This is a genomic window from Paraburkholderia sediminicola, from assembly GCF_046026895.1.
GTDB lineage: Bacteria > Pseudomonadota > Gammaproteobacteria > Burkholderiales > Burkholderiaceae > Paraburkholderia > Paraburkholderia sediminicola_C.
The window spans coordinates 40,305-57,064 of record NZ_JAQQEU010000016.1 but is presented as its reverse complement, the minus strand read 5'-3'; the positions used below and the strand labels follow the sequence as shown (position 1 = coordinate 57,064).

At 63.6% G+C, this 16,760-nt stretch carries 22 protein-coding genes, 1 tRNA gene and 1 pseudogene; 14 read left to right on the top strand and 10 right to left on the bottom strand.

The window, feature by feature from the left end; all coding sequences use genetic code 11:
* Positions 1 to 62: 62 nt before the first annotated feature.
* Positions 63 to 1,112 carry a sulfate ABC transporter substrate-binding protein gene (locus PQR02_RS14095; RefSeq protein WP_408231363.1) on the bottom strand — a complete coding sequence of 350 codons (1,050 nt, stop codon included), beginning with the start codon at positions 1,110 to 1,112 and terminating at the stop codon, positions 63 to 65.
* 313 nt (positions 1,113 to 1,425) lie between these two features.
* On the opposite strand from PQR02_RS14095, the gene lexA reads away from it, so the two are divergent.
* The 3 genes from lexA to PQR02_RS14080 all read left to right on the top strand — a co-directional run bounded on the left by lexA (position 1,426) and on the right by PQR02_RS14080 (position 3,346).
* The gene (gene lexA, locus PQR02_RS14090; RefSeq protein WP_408231360.1) at positions 1,426 to 2,076 is read left to right on the top strand and encodes a transcriptional repressor LexA; all 651 of its coding nucleotides are present in this window, start codon (positions 1,426 to 1,428) and stop codon (positions 2,074 to 2,076) included.
* 116 nt (positions 2,077 to 2,192) lie between these two features.
* Positions 2,193 to 2,537 carry a hypothetical protein gene (locus PQR02_RS14085; RefSeq protein ID WP_408231357.1) on the top strand — a complete coding sequence of 115 codons (345 nt, stop codon included), beginning with the start codon at positions 2,193 to 2,195 and terminating at the stop codon, positions 2,535 to 2,537.
* Positions 2,538 to 2,701: 164 nt separating this feature from the next.
* Complete coding sequence (locus PQR02_RS14080) at positions 2,702 to 3,346, top strand: DUF2939 domain-containing protein (RefSeq protein WP_408231355.1); 645 nt, start codon at positions 2,702 to 2,704, stop codon at positions 3,344 to 3,346.
* A gap of 78 nt (positions 3,347 to 3,424) precedes the next feature.
* On the opposite strand, the gene PQR02_RS14075 is transcribed toward PQR02_RS14080, so the two are convergent.
* A complete protein-coding gene (locus PQR02_RS14075; protein ID WP_408231352.1) occupies positions 3,425 to 3,889 on the bottom strand; it encodes a universal stress protein in 465 nt (154 codons plus the stop codon).
* Between the two features lie 279 nt (positions 3,890 to 4,168).
* Here PQR02_RS14075 and PQR02_RS14070 point away from each other — a divergent pair.
* The 3 genes and pseudogenes from PQR02_RS14070 to PQR02_RS14060 form a co-directional block, all read left to right on the top strand.
* Positions 4,169 to 4,601: pseudogene (locus PQR02_RS14070) on the top strand (ATP-binding cassette domain-containing protein); the annotation flags it as partial.
* Positions 4,587 to 5,081 carry an AAA family ATPase gene (locus tag PQR02_RS14065; protein WP_408231565.1) on the top strand — a complete coding sequence of 165 codons (495 nt, stop codon included), beginning with the start codon at positions 4,587 to 4,589 and terminating at the stop codon, positions 5,079 to 5,081. The pseudogene PQR02_RS14070 and the gene PQR02_RS14065, both read left to right, overlap by 15 nt.
* Before the next feature lie 115 nt (positions 5,082 to 5,196).
* The gene (locus PQR02_RS14060; RefSeq protein ID WP_408231349.1) at positions 5,197 to 6,024 is read left to right on the top strand and encodes an ABC transporter permease; all 828 of its coding nucleotides are present in this window, start codon (positions 5,197 to 5,199) and stop codon (positions 6,022 to 6,024) included.
* A gap of 116 nt (positions 6,025 to 6,140) precedes the next feature.
* Here PQR02_RS14060 and PQR02_RS14055 read toward each other — a convergent pair whose 3' ends face one another.
* Both PQR02_RS14055 and PQR02_RS14050 read right to left on the bottom strand, forming a co-directional pair.
* Positions 6,141 to 6,563, bottom strand: coding sequence for a hypothetical protein (locus PQR02_RS14055; RefSeq protein WP_408231346.1), 423 nt, complete (start codon positions 6,561 to 6,563; stop codon positions 6,141 to 6,143).
* Positions 6,564 to 6,900: 337 nt separating this feature from the next.
* Positions 6,901 to 7,863, bottom strand: a complete 963-nt coding sequence (locus PQR02_RS14050; RefSeq protein ID WP_408231343.1) for a LysR family transcriptional regulator — start codon at positions 7,861 to 7,863, stop codon at positions 6,901 to 6,903.
* A gap of 220 nt (positions 7,864 to 8,083) precedes the next feature.
* Between PQR02_RS14050 and PQR02_RS14045 the strand changes: the two genes are divergently transcribed.
* Positions 8,084 to 9,520, top strand: a complete 1,437-nt coding sequence (locus PQR02_RS14045) for a M20 family metallopeptidase (RefSeq protein WP_408231340.1) — start codon at positions 8,084 to 8,086, stop codon at positions 9,518 to 9,520.
* Between the two features lie 111 nt (positions 9,521 to 9,631).
* Here the strand turns inward: PQR02_RS14045 and PQR02_RS14040 are convergent, their stop codons facing one another.
* Positions 9,632 to 10,684, bottom strand: coding sequence for an NADP(H)-dependent aldo-keto reductase (locus PQR02_RS14040; RefSeq protein WP_408231337.1), 1,053 nt, complete (start codon positions 10,682 to 10,684; stop codon positions 9,632 to 9,634).
* Positions 10,685 to 10,822: 138 nt separating this feature from the next.
* Between PQR02_RS14040 and PQR02_RS14035 the strand changes: the two genes are divergently transcribed.
* Complete coding sequence (locus PQR02_RS14035) at positions 10,823 to 11,035, top strand: DUF3820 family protein (RefSeq protein ID WP_149673212.1); 213 nt, start codon at positions 10,823 to 10,825, stop codon at positions 11,033 to 11,035.
* 216 nt (positions 11,036 to 11,251) lie between these two features.
* The gene (locus PQR02_RS14030; RefSeq protein WP_408231333.1) at positions 11,252 to 11,497 is read left to right on the top strand and encodes a hypothetical protein; all 246 of its coding nucleotides are present in this window, start codon (positions 11,252 to 11,254) and stop codon (positions 11,495 to 11,497) included.
* A gap of 48 nt (positions 11,498 to 11,545) precedes the next feature.
* On the opposite strand, the gene PQR02_RS14025 is transcribed toward PQR02_RS14030, so the two are convergent.
* Positions 11,546 to 11,743, bottom strand: coding sequence for a hypothetical protein (locus PQR02_RS14025; RefSeq protein WP_408231330.1), 198 nt, complete (start codon positions 11,741 to 11,743; stop codon positions 11,546 to 11,548).
* 65 nt (positions 11,744 to 11,808) lie between these two features.
* Positions 11,809 to 12,477, bottom strand: coding sequence for a hypothetical protein (locus PQR02_RS14020; protein WP_408231327.1), 669 nt, complete (start codon positions 12,475 to 12,477; stop codon positions 11,809 to 11,811).
* Positions 12,478 to 12,727: 250 nt separating this feature from the next.
* Here PQR02_RS14020 and PQR02_RS14015 point away from each other — a divergent pair, with 250 nt between their 5' ends.
* The 4 genes from PQR02_RS14015 to PQR02_RS14000 all read left to right on the top strand — a co-directional run bounded on the left by PQR02_RS14015 (position 12,728) and on the right by PQR02_RS14000 (position 15,027).
* Positions 12,728 to 13,069, top strand: coding sequence for a hypothetical protein (locus PQR02_RS14015; RefSeq protein ID WP_408231324.1), 342 nt, complete (start codon positions 12,728 to 12,730; stop codon positions 13,067 to 13,069).
* A 141-nt stretch (positions 13,070 to 13,210) separates the two neighbouring features.
* Entirely contained in the window at positions 13,211 to 14,212 is a 1,002-nt protein-coding gene (gene dusA, locus PQR02_RS14010) for a tRNA dihydrouridine(20/20a) synthase DusA (protein WP_408231321.1), read from the top strand.
* An 88-nt stretch (positions 14,213 to 14,300) separates the two neighbouring features.
* Positions 14,301 to 14,376: transfer RNA gene (locus tag PQR02_RS14005), tRNA-His, on the top strand.
* 378 nt (positions 14,377 to 14,754) lie between these two features.
* Positions 14,755 to 15,027, top strand: a complete 273-nt coding sequence (locus PQR02_RS14000) for a hypothetical protein (RefSeq protein ID WP_408231318.1) — start codon at positions 14,755 to 14,757, stop codon at positions 15,025 to 15,027.
* A 279-nt stretch (positions 15,028 to 15,306) separates the two neighbouring features.
* Here the strand turns inward: PQR02_RS14000 and PQR02_RS13995 are convergent, their stop codons facing one another.
* Entirely contained in the window at positions 15,307 to 15,549 is a 243-nt protein-coding gene (locus PQR02_RS13995; protein WP_408231315.1) for a DUF6566 family protein, read from the bottom strand.
* Between the two features lie 110 nt (positions 15,550 to 15,659).
* Positions 15,660 to 15,857, bottom strand: a complete 198-nt coding sequence (locus PQR02_RS13990) for a hypothetical protein (protein ID WP_408231312.1) — start codon at positions 15,855 to 15,857, stop codon at positions 15,660 to 15,662.
* Positions 15,858 to 16,260: 403 nt separating this feature from the next.
* Between PQR02_RS13990 and PQR02_RS13985 the strand changes: the two genes are divergently transcribed.
* Positions 16,261 to 16,518 carry a hypothetical protein gene (locus PQR02_RS13985; protein ID WP_408231310.1) on the top strand — a complete coding sequence of 86 codons (258 nt, stop codon included), beginning with the start codon at positions 16,261 to 16,263 and terminating at the stop codon, positions 16,516 to 16,518.
* Positions 16,519 to 16,538: 20 nt separating this feature from the next.
* Here PQR02_RS13985 and PQR02_RS13980 read toward each other — a convergent pair whose 3' ends face one another.
* The gene (locus PQR02_RS13980; RefSeq protein ID WP_149675241.1) at positions 16,539 to 16,754 is read right to left on the bottom strand and encodes a TOBE domain-containing protein; all 216 of its coding nucleotides are present in this window, start codon (positions 16,752 to 16,754) and stop codon (positions 16,539 to 16,541) included.
* Positions 16,755 to 16,760: the final 6 nt, after the last annotated feature.

Here is a 16,760-nt window from a genome sequence, read left to right as displayed (position 1 = left end):
AGTGGCGCGTTGCCGCGCCCCGTTGTCGACGCCGATGCCGGACAAGGCAGGCATCGGCGGAGTTACTGTGGCTGGTAGATCGAATCGAACACGCCGCCGTCGGCAAAGTGCGTCTTCTGCGCGTTCGTCCAGCCGCCGAACGAATCATCCACCGTGTACAGCTTCAGCTTCGGAAACTTCGCGGTCAGGTCGGCCGGCACCTTGTTCGAACGCGGACGGTAGAAGTTCTTCGCGGCGATCTCCTGGCCCTCTTCGCTGTACAGGAAGTTCAGGTACGCCTCGGCGAGCTTGCGCGTGCCGTGCTTGTCGACGACCTTGTCGACCACCGCGACCGGCGGCTCGGCCAGAATGCTCACCGACGGCACGACGATTTCGAACTTCTCCGGACCAAACTCCTTCAGCGACAGAAACGCTTCGTTCTCCCATGCGATCAGCACGTCGCCGATACCGCGCTGCACGAAGCTGGTGGTCGCGCCCCGCGCACCCGAATCCAGCACCCCAGCGTTCTTGTACAACTTGCCGACGAACTCCTTCGCCTTCTGCGCATTGCCGCCCGGCTGATGCTCGGCATACGCCCACGCCGCCAGATAGTTCCAGCGCGCGCCGCCCGAGGTCTTCGGATTCGGCGTGACGATCGACACACCCGGCTTGGTCAGATCGTCCCAGTCCTTGATGTGCTTCGGGTTGCCCTTGCGCACGAGGAACACGATCGTCGACGTGTACGGCGACGCGTTGTCCGGCAGGCGCTTTTGCCAGCCCTTGTCGAGCAACCCCTTGCCGGCGAGCGCGTCGATGTCGTAAGCGAGCGCCAGCGTCACCACGTCCGCCTGCAAACCGTCCAGCACCGAGCGCGCCTGCGCGCCGGAGCCGCCGTGCGACTGCTTGAAGGTGATCGACTCGCCGGTCCTGGCTTTCCATTCCTTGCCGAATGCCTGGTTGACGTCCTGATACAACTCGCGCGTCGGATCGTAGGAAACGTTCAGCAGCGTACTGTCGGCCGCGTGCGCCTGGCCGATGGCGCCGAGCGTGCCGAGCACGCCGGCCGCGCCGAACGCAAGCGCCGCGATGAGTTGTCTGGTCCTGCCCGTCAGCCCCGTGTGTCGATGGTTCATGTTCGATCTTCTCCGCGTTGTGGTCCGCTGAAACAGCGTCTGGTGTTGTTTTGCGTCGCGGTCACGTGCACATGAGCGCCAACTGGAGGCCAGTCTATCGAAGCGCTTTCATCATTAAAAATAATGTTTCTTCATTTTTTAATACGCAAAAGTGGTAATGACAGCTGGATAAGGCGTTGCGGCACGAAAACGGCTGTCTCGGCGTCGCCGGGTGACGTTGGAGCGGCACCCCAAGCGGCGAACTTAAAGTAAAGCTTGAATTGCGCCGAATACTGTATAAAAATACAGTCACCTGTTCATTCATACAGTGGCCATGACAAAACTCACAGCACGACAGCAGCAGGTGTTCGATCTGATCCGCCGGGCGATCGAACGCACCGGCTTTCCGCCCACCCGCGCGGAGATTGCCGCAGAACTGGGCTTCAGCTCGGCCAATTCGGCAGAAGAACATCTGCGCGCGCTCGCTCGCAAGGGTGTGATCGAACTCGCGGCCGGCGCGTCGCGCGGCATCCGCCTGCTGGCGGGCCCCGAAGATTCGCCGCATCAGTTCACGCTGCCGCACGCCAGCATCATGCAGTTGTCGCTGCCGCTGATCGGCCGGGTTGCCGCCGGCAGCCCGATCCTCGCGCAGGAACATATCTCGCAGCACTACGTGTGCGACCCGGCGCTGTTCTCGAGCAAGCCCGACTATCTGCTGAAGGTGCGCGGGCTGTCCATGCGCGACGCGGGCATCTTCGACGGCGACCTGCTCGCGGTGCAAAAGAGGAGCGAGGCGAAAGACGGCCAGATCATCATTGCCCGGCTCGGCGACGACGTCACGGTCAAGCGCCTGAAGCGCCGGCCCAACGGCATCGAGCTGATCGCGGAGAACCCGGACTACGAGAACATCTTCGTCGAGACCGGCAGTGCGGAATTCGCGCTGGAAGGCATCGCCGTGGGCCTGATTCGCCCAGGCGAGTTTTAAGCCGCAGGCGCGGCGCCCGGGCGTCGTATAGGCGTCGCTTGTGCGTCACTTGTACCTCGCTTGTACCTATCGGCCACACTCACGCTGCATCAACGCTGCCTCGCCTGGAGAGACTCATGGAACGCCTTGCCCGCCTGCTGCCTTTTCGCCAGTTTGGTCGTCTGCGACATTTACGCAATCTGGTGCCGTGCTCATTGATCGAAGCGGCTGCGGCGAATACCGCATCGCTGTTCGACACGCCCGCCGAGGCAGCGAGCCTGCCCTCTGCATTGCCGGCGTTTGCGCGCGTGTCGTTGAACTCGGGATTGAACACGGCCGAGCCGGCGCGTCGCGCGCCGGTGCGGGTCTATCACGGGCCGTCGCGGCTGATCATGGTCGGCACGGTCGACGCGGTGTGCCGCATGATCGACCGGTGCATTGCCGACGAAGCCAATGTGCACGGCGCCGTGTTCGAGTCTTGAGATCGAGTCGGTGTTGAGCGCGAAAGCGGCTGCATGGTGCATAGCGCGTAATCGTTCGCTGCTTCGCCCTTTTCAGACCCGCCGTCGGATATTTGCCTAGAATGGGATTGTTTCTGCGTGACCGAGGTCCACGTTAGATCAAACCTGATGGGGAGTCCCGTTCAATGACAGTTCCAACACGCAACAAAGGCATCGCCACCCGGCCGCTGATCATCACGCTGATCGTGATTGCGGTGATCGCCGTGTTGGGGTTTGCTTACGCATCACCGTATATCGCACTGAACAACCTCAAACGCGCGGCCGATGCGCGCGACGTGCAAACCGTCAATCAGTATGTGGATTTCCCCGCGTTGCGCGACAGCCTGAAGCTGCAGATCGCCAGCTTGCTGTCACGCCGGCTGGACGCGGATAACAACAGCAAACTCGCCACCATCGGCGCAATGATCGGCGTGACGCTGATCGGTCCGCTAGTCGATGCTTATGCGACGCCGGACGGCGTCGCGGCCTTGCTAAACGGTATGCCCCCGAGCGGCGACCCTGGCGAACACCCACCCGAAGCGCCTGCGGCGAACAATGCGCCGGCCGCAGCCGCGCAACCACCCGCGTCGCCTGCCGCTGGTGACACCAGCAACAACGCCAACGGCAACGCTGCTCCCGCGCAACGGCAAACCTCGGCGGGTTATCGCAGCCTCAACGAGTTCGCAGTCACTTACCGGCGTGGCGGCGAGGCCGCCGCGCATTACTCGGCCATCTTCAGACGCGAAGGTCTGTTCACGTGGAAGCTCGCGGCAATCAACCTGAGCGAGTGACCGGCGGGCCCTGACGGCCAGCCACTCGACCGACGCACTGCCCGTTTGCGCGCAACCGGCATCAAGCGGCAAGCCGCCTCAAGCCGCGGCTTGTTGCTCCTCCTGCGCGGAAGAACAGGCCACCAGAATGCTGCACGACACCCGGTCGAGCAAAGGCGTGTTGCCCGCGCCCATCCACCACCGCGACAAGCCGGTGCGGCAGCGATGCCCGACTACCACGAGGTCGACATGCAATTCATTGGCGAGATTGGCGATCTCGTCGATCGGATGGCCGAACGCGAAATGCCCTTGCGCAATCACGCCGCGCTCGGTCAGCCAGTTCACCCCTTCCTGCAGGATATCGCGCGCGGTCTTTTCGAAACTGCCGCAGGCCACATCGGTCAGCAGGCCCGCGCTTTGCGCAATGCTGGAGCGCATGTCGACCACCGACAGCAGATGTGTTTCCGCCTTCAGGTCCAACGCGAGGTCGGCGCCGCAACGCAGGGCTTTGCGGCCTTCGCGCGAGCCGTCGTAGCACAGCAGGATTTTCTGGTAGCTCGCCATGGTTTTCCTCCCTTCGCGCGGAAAGCGCGGTCTGAATCAATCATGGTGCGCCGCAATTCAACTAGCAAGGGATGGAAAACGCTAAGTGTGCGAGCGGCGCGCCCTAACCCGGTGCACACGGGATGGGTCGTGCTCCGCGATACTTTTGCGGGGCAATGCCGCAGTGCAAAAGAGCTTGGCGCAATGACTCGCCGCCCTCTCGACGTTAGTCGGCGATAGCCTAGAATAGGCGGCCTTCCCGGCCATCAACGCCGTTTTGCGGAGCCTCGCCCGATATTTATGTCTGAAGCCGCCATTGAATTCCATGAGGTCAAAAAGACCTACGGCGAAAAAACGGTCGTCGATGGACTGTCGTTTCATGTCAACGCCGGGGAATGTTTCGGCCTGCTCGGCCCAAACGGCGCGGGCAAAACCACCACTCTGCGCATGCTGCTCGGCATCGCGGCACCCGACGCCGGCGCGATCCGGCTATGCGGCGAACCGATCCCCGGCCGCGCGCGCGGGGCGCGCGCGGGTCGGCGTGGTGCCGCAGTTCGACAATCTCGATCCCGATTTCACGGTGCGCGAGAATCTGCTGGTGTTCGGCCGCTACTTCGGCATGAGCGCCGCGCAATGCCGCGCGGCGGTGCCGTCGCTGCTCGAATTCGCGCGCCTCGAAAGCAAGGCGGATTCCCGCGTGAGCGAGTTGTCGGGCGGCATGAAGCGGCGCCTCACGCTGGCGCGCGCGCTCATCAACGATCCGGACGTGCTCATCATGGACGAGCCGACCACCGGCCTCGATCCGCAGGCGCGGCATCTCATCTGGGAGCGGCTGCGTTCGTTGCTCGCGCGTGGCAAGACCATCCTGCTGACCACGCACTTCATGGAAGAAGCCGAACGGCTTTGTCACCGGCTGTGCGTGATCGAGGAAGGACGCAAGATCGCCGAAGGCGCGCCGAGCGCGCTGATCGCCTCCGAGATCGGCTGCGATGTGATCGAGATCTTCGGACCCGATCCGCTGGCGTTGCGCGATGAACTGGCGCCGCTGGTCGAGCGCACGGAAATCAGCGGCGAAACGCTCTTCTGCTACGTGAACGACGCGCAGCCCGTGCACGCGCGGCTCAAGCAGCGCGCCGATCTGCGCTATCTGCATCGGCCGGCGAATCTGGAAGACGTGTTCCTGCGGCTCACTGGCCGCGAGATGCAGGACTGAAGGCGCGTATTGATGAGGGCACTCTCTCCACAGCTATAACGAAACCACGACGAAACCGCATCGAAACTGCAACGAAACCACCACGCCACAGCCACGCCACCGCACGAGACACGCAATGGACGCACGCACTTACGAAGCCCCGGGCGACACGCCGTCGAAACAGGCGCCCTTCGGCGCCTTCCCGGCCAACGCGGTGAACTGGATCGCGGTGTGGCGCCGTAACTATCTGGTGTGGAAGAAGCTCGCGCTCGCGTCGATGTTCGGCAATCTCGCCGATCCGATGATCTATCTGTTCGGCCTCGGTTTCGGCCTCGGGCTGATGGTCGGGCAGGTCGACGGCGTGTCGTACATCGCGTTTCTGGCAGCGGGCACGGTGGCGTCGAGCGTCATGATGTCGGCGAGTTTCGAGTCGATGTATTCGGGCTTTTCGCGCATGCATGTCCAGCGCACGTGGGAAGCGATCATGCACACGCCGCTCACGCTCGGCGACATCGTGCTTGGCGAGGTGATGTGGGCGGGCAGCAAGTCGATGCTGTCGGGCGCGGCGATCATGCTGGTGGCCGGCGTATTGGGCTATGCGAATTTTCCGTCGATGCTGCTGGCGTTGCCGGTCATCATCCTGACCGGGCTTGCGTTCGCGAGTATCGCGATGGTGGTGACGGCGCTCGCGCCTTCGTATGATTTTTTTATGTTTTACCAAACACTGGTCTTGACGCCGATGCTGTTGCTCTCCGGCGTGTTCTTTCCCGCTTCGCAACTGCCCGCCGCCGCGCGGGCGGTGACCGGCGTGATGCCGCTCGCGCACGCGGTCGATCTGATGCGCCCGGCGATGCTGGCGCGGCCCATCGACCACGCGGTATTGCATCTGGCCGTGCTGGTGGCTTATGCGGTGGGCGGGTTTATCGTGTCGGCGATCCTGTTTCGCCGCCGGATGATGAAATAAACCGCGAGCCTTGAAGATCCGCGGGCAGCGGATGACGGATACTCGGCGAACCCGCTGAAACTTCTGTGACTGCCGCGGTTGCAGTGGTGGCACGCCACGTACTCAACCCACCCGCTTCAGTCCTCGTCGTCCGTCCACGGAATGTCGACGTCGGAGATAAACGCCACCGTCGCGAACGGCCCGCCATCCTGACGCCCGATCTTCCCATCGGCGCGCTGCCATTCAACCCGGAACACCGTGGCCGGATCATCGGCGATCAGGCGCACCGTGCGCACTTCGTCCGGATCGGCTTCCTCGACGGGACCGTCGAGCGAGATCTGCAATTCCTGCGGCCACAGTCCGTCAGCCGGATCGTAAATCTTGTCGCCATCGGGAATCAGCGTGAACGCTTCCACGCCAATCGTCGCCGACGCCTCGACGATCATCTTCGCCAGCGCGCGCAGCAACGCTGTCGCTCGCGCCGAGTTCGCCTGACGGATTGCCAGATCCCCGCGCGTCAGCGCCTGCTCGAGTTTCGGGTTGGTTTTTTGTTGGGCCATTCGATGTCCTTGGTCCTATCGCTCTGTTGTGCACGGCACGCCGCGTCGATTGCGCCGCGCGCTCCATTTTTCGGGCTGAATCGTACCACTGGTGTGCGTTGCAGCATCGCCAGCCGCACAGTGCTTTGGCGTGCGCCGGCACGGGACTCGCAGCGCTGTTCTTCCCGGTCTCCTCGTCCACCTCAGTTTAGGTCGTGAATCGGGTTCCGGCAGGGACATTTGCCCCCCGATTGGTTACGAACGGTATCAGCGTCATGCACTGCGTCCGAACCCTGCCGCAATTGCAGCCTCAGCCACTGCATACGCAATTGCGATATCGAACGCAGCTCGCGCGACGCTAGCGCACCGGCGCGCTCCGCTTACGCGCGCCCTTCGATCCACCCGCATCGCCCGGCTTCGCGCCGCCGATCTCGACGATCAGATGATCGCGGAACGCGCGCACTGAAGGCGGCAGTTCTCGCCCCGCCATGGTCTGCACCTGAATGCTGCGCTGGCGCATCTGCGGATGCGCGAGCGGCATCACGACGAAGCCGTCGCCAGCATAGCGGTCGCGCACGGACAGCAGGCCCGTGAACATGATCGCGCCGGACTTCTGCGCATAGCGATACATCGCGCCGCTGTTGTTGCACGTGAGTTCGGGTTCGAGCAGGATGCCTTCGAGCGCGCACGTAATGTCGATCAACTGACGGATCGTCGTGCCCGGCTCGGGCAGCACCAGCGGATAGTGCCGCACATCCGCGAGCGACGCCCTCGCACGCGCGGCCAACGGATGATCGGCGCGCAGCAGCGCCAGCACCGGCGCGCGTTCGGTGTGCTCGACCTTGACGCCCTTCTCGGGCGCGAGGCTGAAGGTCAACGCGAGATCGGCGTCGCCGTCGCGCACGCGGCGCGTCGCTTCGCCCGGCGACACCACCGACAGCATGAAGTCGATCCCAGGATACTGCCCGCGAAAGCTCGCCATGGCGGCGGGCAGGAAGTCGGCGGCGAACCCCTCCGAACTGACCACCTTGATCATGCGGCCATGCAAGGTCGCGATACCGCCGATCTCCTTCATCACATGCTCGGCTTCGAGAAGGCTGCGCTGCGCGTAGGCCAGCAGCCGCTCGCCGGCTTCGGACAGCGCCATGCCGCGCGGACGCCTCTCGAACAGCGCCGCGCCGAGTTCGCTTTCGAGCCGCGCAACCTGCCGGCTGATGGCCGACACGGCCACATGCAGTCGTTGCGACGCGTCGCTGAGCGAGCCGGTGCGCGCGACTTCGACGAAGTAGCGCAATGCAATACCGTGTAGCGAAACTGCCATGGGGACGCCTTATGCAGCGAAGCCGAGCGCCCGGTGGAATCGCGAGCGCGGCCCGCGCGCGTGGAGCTTTGCCTTTTCGGCAACGCAAGATTCGAAACACGATCATTGTGACAAAAAACACGGCCTCCTAGAATCGGTTCGACACCACAGGCCGCAGGCCGATGCCGACCGGGCATCCGGCCACGCGCCGCCCCCCCGCACCCCGCAATGGAGACACCCCATGAGCCGCACCCGGGCGATCGAGCATGCAACCCAGCATTTCGAATCAGGCGCCTTCCTTGAGGACCTCAATCGCCGTGTCGGCTTTCGCACCGAAAGTCAGGAAGCCGAGCGCGCCGCCATCCTGCTGTCGTATCTGACCGACGAGATCGCGCCCGAAGCCGCGCGCCTCGGTTTCAGCACGCGCATCGTCGACAACCCGGTGGGCGGCTTCGGGCCGTTCCTGATCGCGAGCCGCCGTGAGGGCGACCATCTGCCGACCGTGCTGGTCTACGGCCACGGCGACGTCGTGCGCGGCTACGACAGCCAGTGGCGCGCGCCGCTGACGCCGTGGGCCGTGACGGTCGAAGGCGAGCGCTGGTTCGGCCGCGGCACCGCCGACAACAAGGGGCAGCACACCATCAACCTGGCCGCGCTGGCGAGCGTGCTCGCCGCGCGCGGCGGCCGGCTCGGCTTCAACGCGAAACTGCTGATCGAGATGGGGGAAGAGACCGGCTCGCCGGGCCTCGACGCGATTTGCCGCGCGCACCGTGACGAACTGGCGGCCGACGTGCTGATCGCCTCCGACGGCCCGCGTGTCGCCGCGCGGCGGCCGACCGTGTTCCTCGGCTCGCGCGGCGCGGTGAACTTCAAGCTGTCGCTGAATCTGCGCGACGGCGCGCATCACTCGGGCAACTGGGGCGGCCTGCTGCGCAACCCGGCCACGGTGCTGGCGAACGCGCTGGCGAGCCTCGTTGATGCGCGCGGTGTGATCGCCGTCGACGGCTTGCGTCCGCCGCCGCTGCCTGACGCCGTGCGCCGCGCGCTCGCCGACCTCACGGTAGGCGGCGGCCCCGGCGACCCCGAGATCGACGACAAGTGGGGAGAGCCCGGCCTCACGGCGCCCGAGCGCGTGTTCGGCTGGAACAGCTTCGAAGTGCTGGCCTTCAAGGCCGGTAATCCGGAGAACCCGGTCAACGCGATTCCGGCGTCGGCGTACGCGCATTGCCAGTTGCGTTTCGTGATCGGCACCGATTGGACACAGCTCGAACGGCATCTGCGCACGCATCTGGATGCGCATGGCTTCTCGCTGGTGGAGATCGCCGTCGAGCGCGGTGCGCCCGCCACGCGTCTGAACCCCGACGATCCGTGGGTCAAATGGGCCGTCGCGTCGCTCGAACGAACTACCGGCAAGAAGACCGCGGTGCTGCCGAACCTGGGCGGCACGCTGCCGAACGAAGTGTTCTCCGACACGCTCGGCCTGCCGACCATCTGGGTGCCGCACTCGTACCCGGCCTGCTCGCAGCACGCGCCGAACGAGCACATGCTCGGGCCGGTCGTGCGCGAGGGACTGCAAATGATGGCCGGGCTGTTCTGGGACCTCGGCGAGAACTCGCCGCGTGCAACGGCAGATGCGACGCATGCGCGAGGCACGGCGAACACGGCCCACACGGCGTGAGCCGCGAGCCGCACGCCCCCTGAACGACGCCTGAACCTCTGCAGCGCGGCTCGAGCCTGATCCGGCATCGCGCCGGACGAGGCTCTCGAAAGCCGCCGCGCTAGCGCCGCATCAAGGCGCCGGATTCGGCTGCAATTCATGCAGCGCGTCGATCTCCGCGAGGACTTCCGGCGACAGCTTCACTGCGGCACTGGCGATGTTTTCCTTCAACTGATCGAGCGAGGTCGCGCCGACCAGATTGCTGGTCACGAACGGCCGGCTATTGACGAACGCGAGCGCGAATTGCGCGGGCGACAAGCCATGGCGTTTGGCCAGTTCCACATAACGCGTGGTCGCCTGCACCGCTTGCGGCTTGCTATAGCGCTGGAAGCGCTCGAACAGCGTAATGCGGGCGCCGGCCGGACGCGCGCCGCCTTCGTACTTGCCCGACAGCCAGCCGAACGCGAGCGGCGAATAGGCAAGCAAGCCGATGTTGTCGCGATGCGCGTACTCGGACAGGCCCACTTCATACGTGCGGTTCAGCAGGCTGTACGGATTCTGGATGCTGACGATGCGCGGCAAGCCGAGCTTTTCGGCGGCGCGCAGGAATTGCGCGACACCCCACGGCGTTTCGTTCGACACGCCGATATGGCGCACCTTGCCCGCCTTCACGAACTCGGCCAGCACCGACAGGGTTTCTTCGATCGGCACCGTGTACGCGTCGTCGACCCACGGATAGGCGGGGCGGCCGAACGTCATCGTGCTTCGATCCGGCCAGTGCAGTTGATACAGATCGACATAATCCGTTTGCAGGCGCTTGAGGCTGTCGTTGAGCGCCTCGGTCAGATTCTGGCGGTCGAACTGGTTGCCCTCCCCGCGAATATGGCGCGGGTTGTGAGGTTGACGCGCCGGTCCGGCGATCTTGGTGGCGAGCACGATTTTCTCTCGCGCGCTGCGATGCTGCGCGAGCCACGTGCCGATGTAGCGCTCGGTCGAACCTTGCGTTTCGGCGCGCGGCGGCACCGGGTACATTTCCGCGGTGTCGATCAGGTTGACGCCGTGATCGAGCGCGTAGTCGATCTGCGCGTGCGCTTGCTGTTCGGTGTTCTGCTCGCCCCACGTCATGGTGCCCAGACCAATCAGGCTAACCTGCACGTCGGAGCCGCCGAGTCTGCGGTATTCCATCTAGTTTGTCCTGTCGAATGTGATCGGAAAGCGCAGAAGTTACCACGCCGGCGCGATGCCTGCAGCAAGGCTAAAATGCCGGTGCGGCGGGCGGTCCGCTTTGCCCCGCTCAATGAGCCTGGCACCCACTCTTCTGCGATGAATCCCGAACACCTCGAACTGCTGGTCACGCGCGTGATGCCCTACGGGAAATATAAAGGCCGCGTGATTGCGGACCTGCCGGGCCACTATCTAAACTGGTTCGCGAGCCAGGGCTTTCCGCCGGGCGAGATCGGCCGCCTGCTCGCGTTGATGCATGAGATCGATCACAACGGTTTGAAGCCGCTGCTCGCGCCTTTGCGCAAGCGCTGACGCGCTCGCGATGAAAGCCGGCTGAACCATGGGCAAGCCAGACGAAAGTTGCAGCGCAGGCATCGTGCAAGCCATGTAAGACCGTACAAATTTATACAGTATTTTTCTTGCACCGCGCGGTCCCGTGGACTTTAATCGGCGTAGGTCGTCGCGCGGTCACGAATGATCGAAAACCGCGCGCGCCTTTGCACATGACCTTGCCTGCCCTGCCTGTCCATGTCTGAATTCAGCCTGTCCGCGATGCTGGACTTTCTCGGTCACGATCTCTCGCCCGTGCGCGCAGTGATCGCGTTTTTTCTGATCGGCTATGTGATCGTCGGACTGCCCCTGCATTTTCGCCAGGGCGCCGCGTCGCGCGATATCTGGGGCACGGCAGCCGGCGTAACGATGGCCGCGATCTATGCGGCGTTCCTCATCGGTGTGTACCCGGCGCTGCATCATTCGGCTGCCGCACTGCATTAGCGCGGGACAAACACGGCGTTTCCGGCGCGACGCCGGACCACACGTTCGTCACGATTCGCCTTTCGCGTCCGGCTCCGCACGTTGCGTCACCGCGCCAGTCGCGCGCTCGTTCAAGCGCCCTGCCGACACCAACTCCGGGCCCAGTGCATCGAGCAGCGGCGCGAGCAATGTCTGCCGTGGCTGCCAGCGCTGCAGCGAAGTCCTGTACAGCGGACGGCGCACCTGCGCCGAGCTGGCCGTGATCACCTGACGCGCCGTCTGAGACGATCGAACGAAGCATCATCGCGGCCCAGGCCGGACAGCGCTTCACCCTACGCGAAGTGCAGTTGCGCCTGATCGGCCACTTCCAGCGAGGCGGCATCACTGACGAGCCGCTCGATCGACGCGAACACGGGGTCGTCGGCAGCAAGGCGCGTGATCTGCACGAAGTTCCGGTAATACAGCGGCACGCGCGGCGCGCCGTCGATCGCGCGGCGATATGCTGCATGCGCTTCGTCGAAACGGCCGAGTGCTTGCGGGCAGTTGCCCAACTTGTGCGAACCGTCGGCGCCCGGCTTGCGGCGCACCGCTTCACGACAGGCCGCCACCGCCGGTTCGAGTTGCTGCATCTGCTCGAGCGTCCAGCCGAATCCGTGATGCGAATCGGCGTTGCACGGATCGCGCGCGATCGCCTCGCGATAATGGCCGGCGGCTTCGGGAAAGCGCTTCAACGCGACAAGCGTCGCGGCGAGGCCGTTCGTAATTGACGGCGTCGGCGGGAGCGAGCGCGCGCGCGGCTTCGAAACATTGCAGCGCGGTTGGGATGTCGCCGCGCACAATGCTGGCGTCGCCTTGTGTGCGCCATGCCGATGCGCTCGCGGGCTGGGGATCGTGCTCCATTGCCGGCTGGTTGCGGGCAGGCCTCGCGTCGCGCGATTCTGGCAGAAAGCCTGGCGTTGTTTTTCGTCCTGCGGCAGCGCAAGCATGGGTGGAGATTCCAAGGCAACTGTCCGACCGAAAACTTGCAAGCGCCCCCTACTGTTCCTTGTCGAATAGTTAACCAACTGTTACAGCAATGCACATTGGTAAGACGCTGGAAGATTCGCGCAGTGGCCGGTGGCGATGGGGTTCGGTCGCCTTACCGAAATCGGCGACGCGTACAGGCACGCGACATGCGGTAATTCGCAGACACAAATGCTATTGAACTCGTTCGCACGCGATTTTTCTGATGCTTATATGAAGGAGAAAATCGTGAGCAGGCTCGTTGCATCAATCGCTTTGATAACCTTGGCGGCAAGTCTCACCGGATGCGCGGTCGCGCCGGGCTACGACTATGCGTACGCGCAGCCCTACTACCCGGGTTATGGCTACGCTTACGGTCCACCCTATGCGCCGGTTTACGGGACGGTGGGGATCTGGGGTGGCTGGGGCGGTGGTCCATGCTGCTATTACTACCACGGAGGTCACGGCGGCCATTGGCATGGTCATGGCGGCGGTGGCTGGCACGGCGGCGGTTATGGCGGATCGCACGGCGGCACGTGGAGCAGCGGCGGCGGCGGCGGACATGGTGGACACGGTGGACATGGGCGCTGAGGCCGTCGACGGTTGATGGCTTGAGCGCAGTTGCGCGAAGCAGCATGGGTGGGCCTCGCCGACGTGACCTCTCGGCCCGATCAGGCGCTTTCGTACCTTGCGGTAAAATCGATGTTTTGATTCAAGCCGTCTGGCCGTCCCATGTCTTCACCTCAAACTCCCAGCCCGCGCCGCGTCTCCGTCGCGCCGATGATGGACTGGACCGATCGCCACTGTCGCTCGCTGCATCGCGCGATCTCGCGCCATACGTGGCTTTATACGGAAATGGTGACGACCGGCGCGTTGCTGCACGGCGACGTGCCGCGCCATCTCGGCTTCACGCCCGACGAAGCGCCGGTCGCGCTGCAACTCGGCGGCAGCGAACCCGACGACCTCGCCCGCTCGGCCAGACTCGGCGAGCAATGGGGTTACGACGAAATCAATCTGAACTGCGGCTGCCCGTCGGAGCGCGTGCAACGCGGCGCATTCGGCGCGTGCCTGATGAACGAGCCGCAACTCGTCGCCGACTGCGTGAAGGCCATGCGCGACGTGGTCTCGGTACCCGTCACGGTCAAGCATCGGATCGGCGTGGACGCGGTCGAGGAATACGGCTTCGTGCGCGATTTCGTCGGCACCATCGCGGACGCGGGCTGCAACGTGTTCATCGTGCACGCGCGCAACGCCATCCTCAAAGGTTTGAGCCCGAAGGAGAATCGCGAGATTCCGCCGCTCAAGTACGACTACGCATACCGGTTGAAGCGCGACTTTCCGGAACTGGAGATCATCATCAACGGCGGCATCAAGACGCTCGATGAAGTCGACCTGCATCTTCAACACGTCGATGGCGTGATGCTCGGGCGCGAGGCTTATCACAACCCGTATGTGTTGGCAGAGGTCGATGCGCGCTTCTATGGTTCCACGCAAGCGCCGCCGACTCGCGAGCAGGTCGAAGCAAAGCTGATCGAATATTGCGCGGCTGAAATGGCGCGGGGCACGTATCTCGGTGCGATCACGCGTCACGCGCTCGGTCTTTACCGCGGCGAGGCAGGCGCACGTGGATGGCGTCGTGTTTTGTCCGATAGCAAACGCCTCGCCGCGCGCGATCTGGGCATCTTCGCCGAGGCAAGACAGCATCTGCGCGAGCCCGTCGAAATTTTTGAATAAAGGACTAGGCAAACGGGATTCTTGTTCGTATAATCTCGTTTCTTCATCGGCGAGCCAAGTTTCTTGGCAAGTCAAGCAGATGTCAGTGGTGGCTGTAGCTCAGTTGGTAGAGTCCAGGATTGTGATTCCTGTTGTCGTGGGTTCGAGCCCCATCAGCCACCCCAAAGAATTCAGGTAGTCATGTTTTGCAAACGGCGTTGTGAGAAATCACCACGCCGTTTTTGTTTGTGCTCTCCGTTTCGATGATTCCTCAGCGCGCACCAACCGCGCGCTCTCTCAAACTCCCTCGCCCAGATAACCCCACCCATCCCAAGGGCTATAGCTCCCAAAAACGCTTGGGGATGAGGGTCGCACCAGCGCTCGCCCCCACACAGCCTACGTCTGACGGATTGTTCCGGATCCGAGAATAGTAATTTCATATTATCGGCACAAATTTTCAATAGTAGGGGTATACACTCCTCCCATCGACGTTGCAGACAACACCTCATCGGCCCCTGCGACGCCTTCCTGAACTGAAATCGAAACGTTATCGGAGTCACACCATGAAGACCAAGCTCATCGCCGCCCTGCTGGTTGCAGTTTCTGCCTCGATCGCCGCCCCTGCTTTTGCAAGCGGCTACGGCCCCGCACCGTACTATCGTCCGTCGGTCGGCGCGCCGGCTTCGCAGCAAGGCCAAAGCGCGCAGACGGTTGCCGCTGAACGTGCCAACGCTGAATCGAATACGAATGCCTACGGCGGCGTGCAGAACGTTTCGTCGCAATCGGGTACGCGTGCACCGGCTTCGGGACCGCAATCGGTTTTCTTCGGCCACTAAGCACTTGCCGTCGAATCTGCTGCCCCCACGGCAGCGGATCAACCGGGCGCCGCGCATGCAGTACTGATGCCGGCGCCCGGTTGCGTTTACGGGGGCGCCAGTCGGCGAGCGTCGCTCAAGCCCGGCTAGCCGATCTTCGTTTTAGCGATTCGTAGCATTGCAGCGTTGCATTGCACGCAAGGTCGGTTCGTTGTGCCGCGTGCAACGTCCACAGCAAATCACAGCGCGGCAGTCGATCCGCTATCCACGTTCGCAGCGCTCTGAAACGAAACCCGCGACTTAAGCTGGGAGGCCCGCATCGATCAATTCACGCGCCGCGTTAAAGCCCGCCTCGGCAGCGCCATGCTCGGTCGACCACAAGCTGTCGATATGAACGAGCCTCCAGTCGACCACCACCGCATCGCCCCGCAGCACCCGAAAATGCGCCTTGACGCCCGTGAGCACCTGCTCGACCGCGACCTCGATGTCGTAGTCCCGATAGCGCTCCTGGTAATCCCCCATGTCGAGGCCCTTCGGCTCCATGTTCGCCTCCTGGTGTCGCGGATGAAAGGACGGCGGCCAAGCTGACCCGGCGAGCGTCGATACGCCCGCGGCATGCAGCGACGCTTTCCCAGCCTCGGCTTATCCGACGATTAATCGCAATCGCCGGAAAGGTACTGTCGGCCGCTACACGTGATCTCGACCTCTCCGCCGCTCACTTCGGTGGCGAGACCGGTCGCCAGCAATTCCGCCGTGACGGATTGCTCCAGCCGCGGCGCCTGCTGTCCGACGCCGACGTCGTTCAGACGCCGCAACCCTTCGACCGCTTGGGGACTCAATGACTTCGACATGGCCATCTCCGTCGGGATATTCAATTTATCCTAGCAAGTTTCGACGGCATATGCAGACGGGTGTCGACCTCTACGCGGTGAGTGATTTGAATTGACGTGGCGCGTCTGAAGAAACGTAGCCGGGTCCGGCACGGGGCGTGCTCCGCCGTGGGTGCTGAGGCTTGCGGCAGGGGCTGCCCTGCGCTTTGCGACAACGCAACAACGAAGCCCGGCGAGAGCGGCGAGAGCGACAAAGGACGCGCGGCCGTCGCCGCATCATTCGCCTTCATCGCACCGACACACATCGAGGCATAGCTGGACCCAGCGCTACCCGAACACACGCGAATCTTCAACAAGCCTTCCGGTCTATCACTCCATGTGCAAAGGCAGCAAACCAGCAGGCGGGATCGCAAAGGAGGACGAAATGAACCAAAGCAGACTGACCAGGCTGACCGCGAGCATCGCGCTCGCGGTGGCCGCGACGAGCGGCACGGCAGCATTCGCGCAAACGTCTAAAGCGACGCCGCAGGACAGCAGCGCGCCGATGGCAAAACCGCCCGGGTCGGCCTCCGGCTCGGGCGGCGCGAGCAATCCGGATAACATGCCGATCAAACGCCCGCGCAAACCGACCAACGACAGGATGATGCACGAGCCGCCTGCCAGCGGCGCGAACGCGAAATAACGCCGGCTTCACAGCCAAACTCACAGGCGCGCGATCGACACCTCCGTCGACTTCACCAGCGCGACGACTTCCGAGCCGACCTTCAGTTCCAGTTCGTCGACCGAGCGCGTGGTGATCACCGAGGTCACGATGCCGAACGGCGTCTCCACATCGACTTCGGACACCACCGAGCCGCGGATGATTTCCTTGACCTTGCCTTTGAACTGATTGCGCACGTTGATTGCAGTAATGGTCATAGCGAG

Bases quoted from the DNA above. Each gene is read 5' to 3' on its own strand.
- lexA (WP_408231360.1), top strand. From the start codon at position 1,426: ATGACAAAACTCACAGCACGACAGCAGCAGGTGTTCGATCTGATCCGC.
- PQR02_RS14080 (WP_408231355.1), top strand. From the start codon at position 2,702: ATGACAGTTCCAACACGCAACAAAGGCATCGCCACCCGGCCGCTGATC.
- PQR02_RS13985 (WP_408231310.1), top strand. From the start codon at position 16,261: ATGAACCAAAGCAGACTGACCAGGCTGACCGCGAGCATCGCGCTCGCG.
- PQR02_RS14095 (WP_408231363.1), bottom strand. From the start codon at position 1,112: ATGAACCATCGACACACGGGGCTGACGGGCAGGACCAGACAACTCATC.
- PQR02_RS14030 (WP_408231333.1), top strand. From the start codon at position 11,252: ATGTCTGAATTCAGCCTGTCCGCGATGCTGGACTTTCTCGGTCACGAT.
- PQR02_RS14050 (WP_408231343.1), bottom strand. From the start codon at position 7,863: ATGGCAGTTTCGCTACACGGTATTGCATTGCGCTACTTCGTCGAAGTC.
- PQR02_RS13990 (WP_408231312.1), bottom strand. From the start codon at position 15,857: ATGTCGAAGTCATTGAGTCCCCAAGCGGTCGAAGGGTTGCGGCGTCTG.
- PQR02_RS14000 (WP_408231318.1), top strand. From the start codon at position 14,755: ATGAAGACCAAGCTCATCGCCGCCCTGCTGGTTGCAGTTTCTGCCTCG.
- PQR02_RS14085 (WP_408231357.1), top strand. From the start codon at position 2,193: ATGGAACGCCTTGCCCGCCTGCTGCCTTTTCGCCAGTTTGGTCGTCTG.
- PQR02_RS14035 (WP_149673212.1), top strand. From the start codon at position 10,823: ATGAATCCCGAACACCTCGAACTGCTGGTCACGCGCGTGATGCCCTAC.
- PQR02_RS14045 (WP_408231340.1), top strand. From the start codon at position 8,084: ATGAGCCGCACCCGGGCGATCGAGCATGCAACCCAGCATTTCGAATCA.
- PQR02_RS14040 (WP_408231337.1), bottom strand. From the start codon at position 10,684: ATGGAATACCGCAGACTCGGCGGCTCCGACGTGCAGGTTAGCCTGATT.
- PQR02_RS13980 (WP_149675241.1), bottom strand. From the start codon at position 16,754: ATGACCATTACTGCAATCAACGTGCGCAATCAGTTCAAAGGCAAGGTC.
- PQR02_RS14075 (WP_408231352.1), bottom strand. From the start codon at position 3,889: ATGGCGAGCTACCAGAAAATCCTGCTGTGCTACGACGGCTCGCGCGAA.
- PQR02_RS13995 (WP_408231315.1), bottom strand. From the start codon at position 15,549: ATGGAGCCGAAGGGCCTCGACATGGGGGATTACCAGGAGCGCTATCGG.
- dusA (WP_408231321.1), top strand. From the start codon at position 13,211: ATGTCTTCACCTCAAACTCCCAGCCCGCGCCGCGTCTCCGTCGCGCCG.
- PQR02_RS14065 (WP_408231565.1), top strand. From the start codon at position 4,587: ATGAAGCGGCGCCTCACGCTGGCGCGCGCGCTCATCAACGATCCGGAC.
- PQR02_RS14060 (WP_408231349.1), top strand. From the start codon at position 5,197: ATGGACGCACGCACTTACGAAGCCCCGGGCGACACGCCGTCGAAACAG.
- PQR02_RS14055 (WP_408231346.1), bottom strand. From the start codon at position 6,563: ATGGCCCAACAAAAAACCAACCCGAAACTCGAGCAGGCGCTGACGCGC.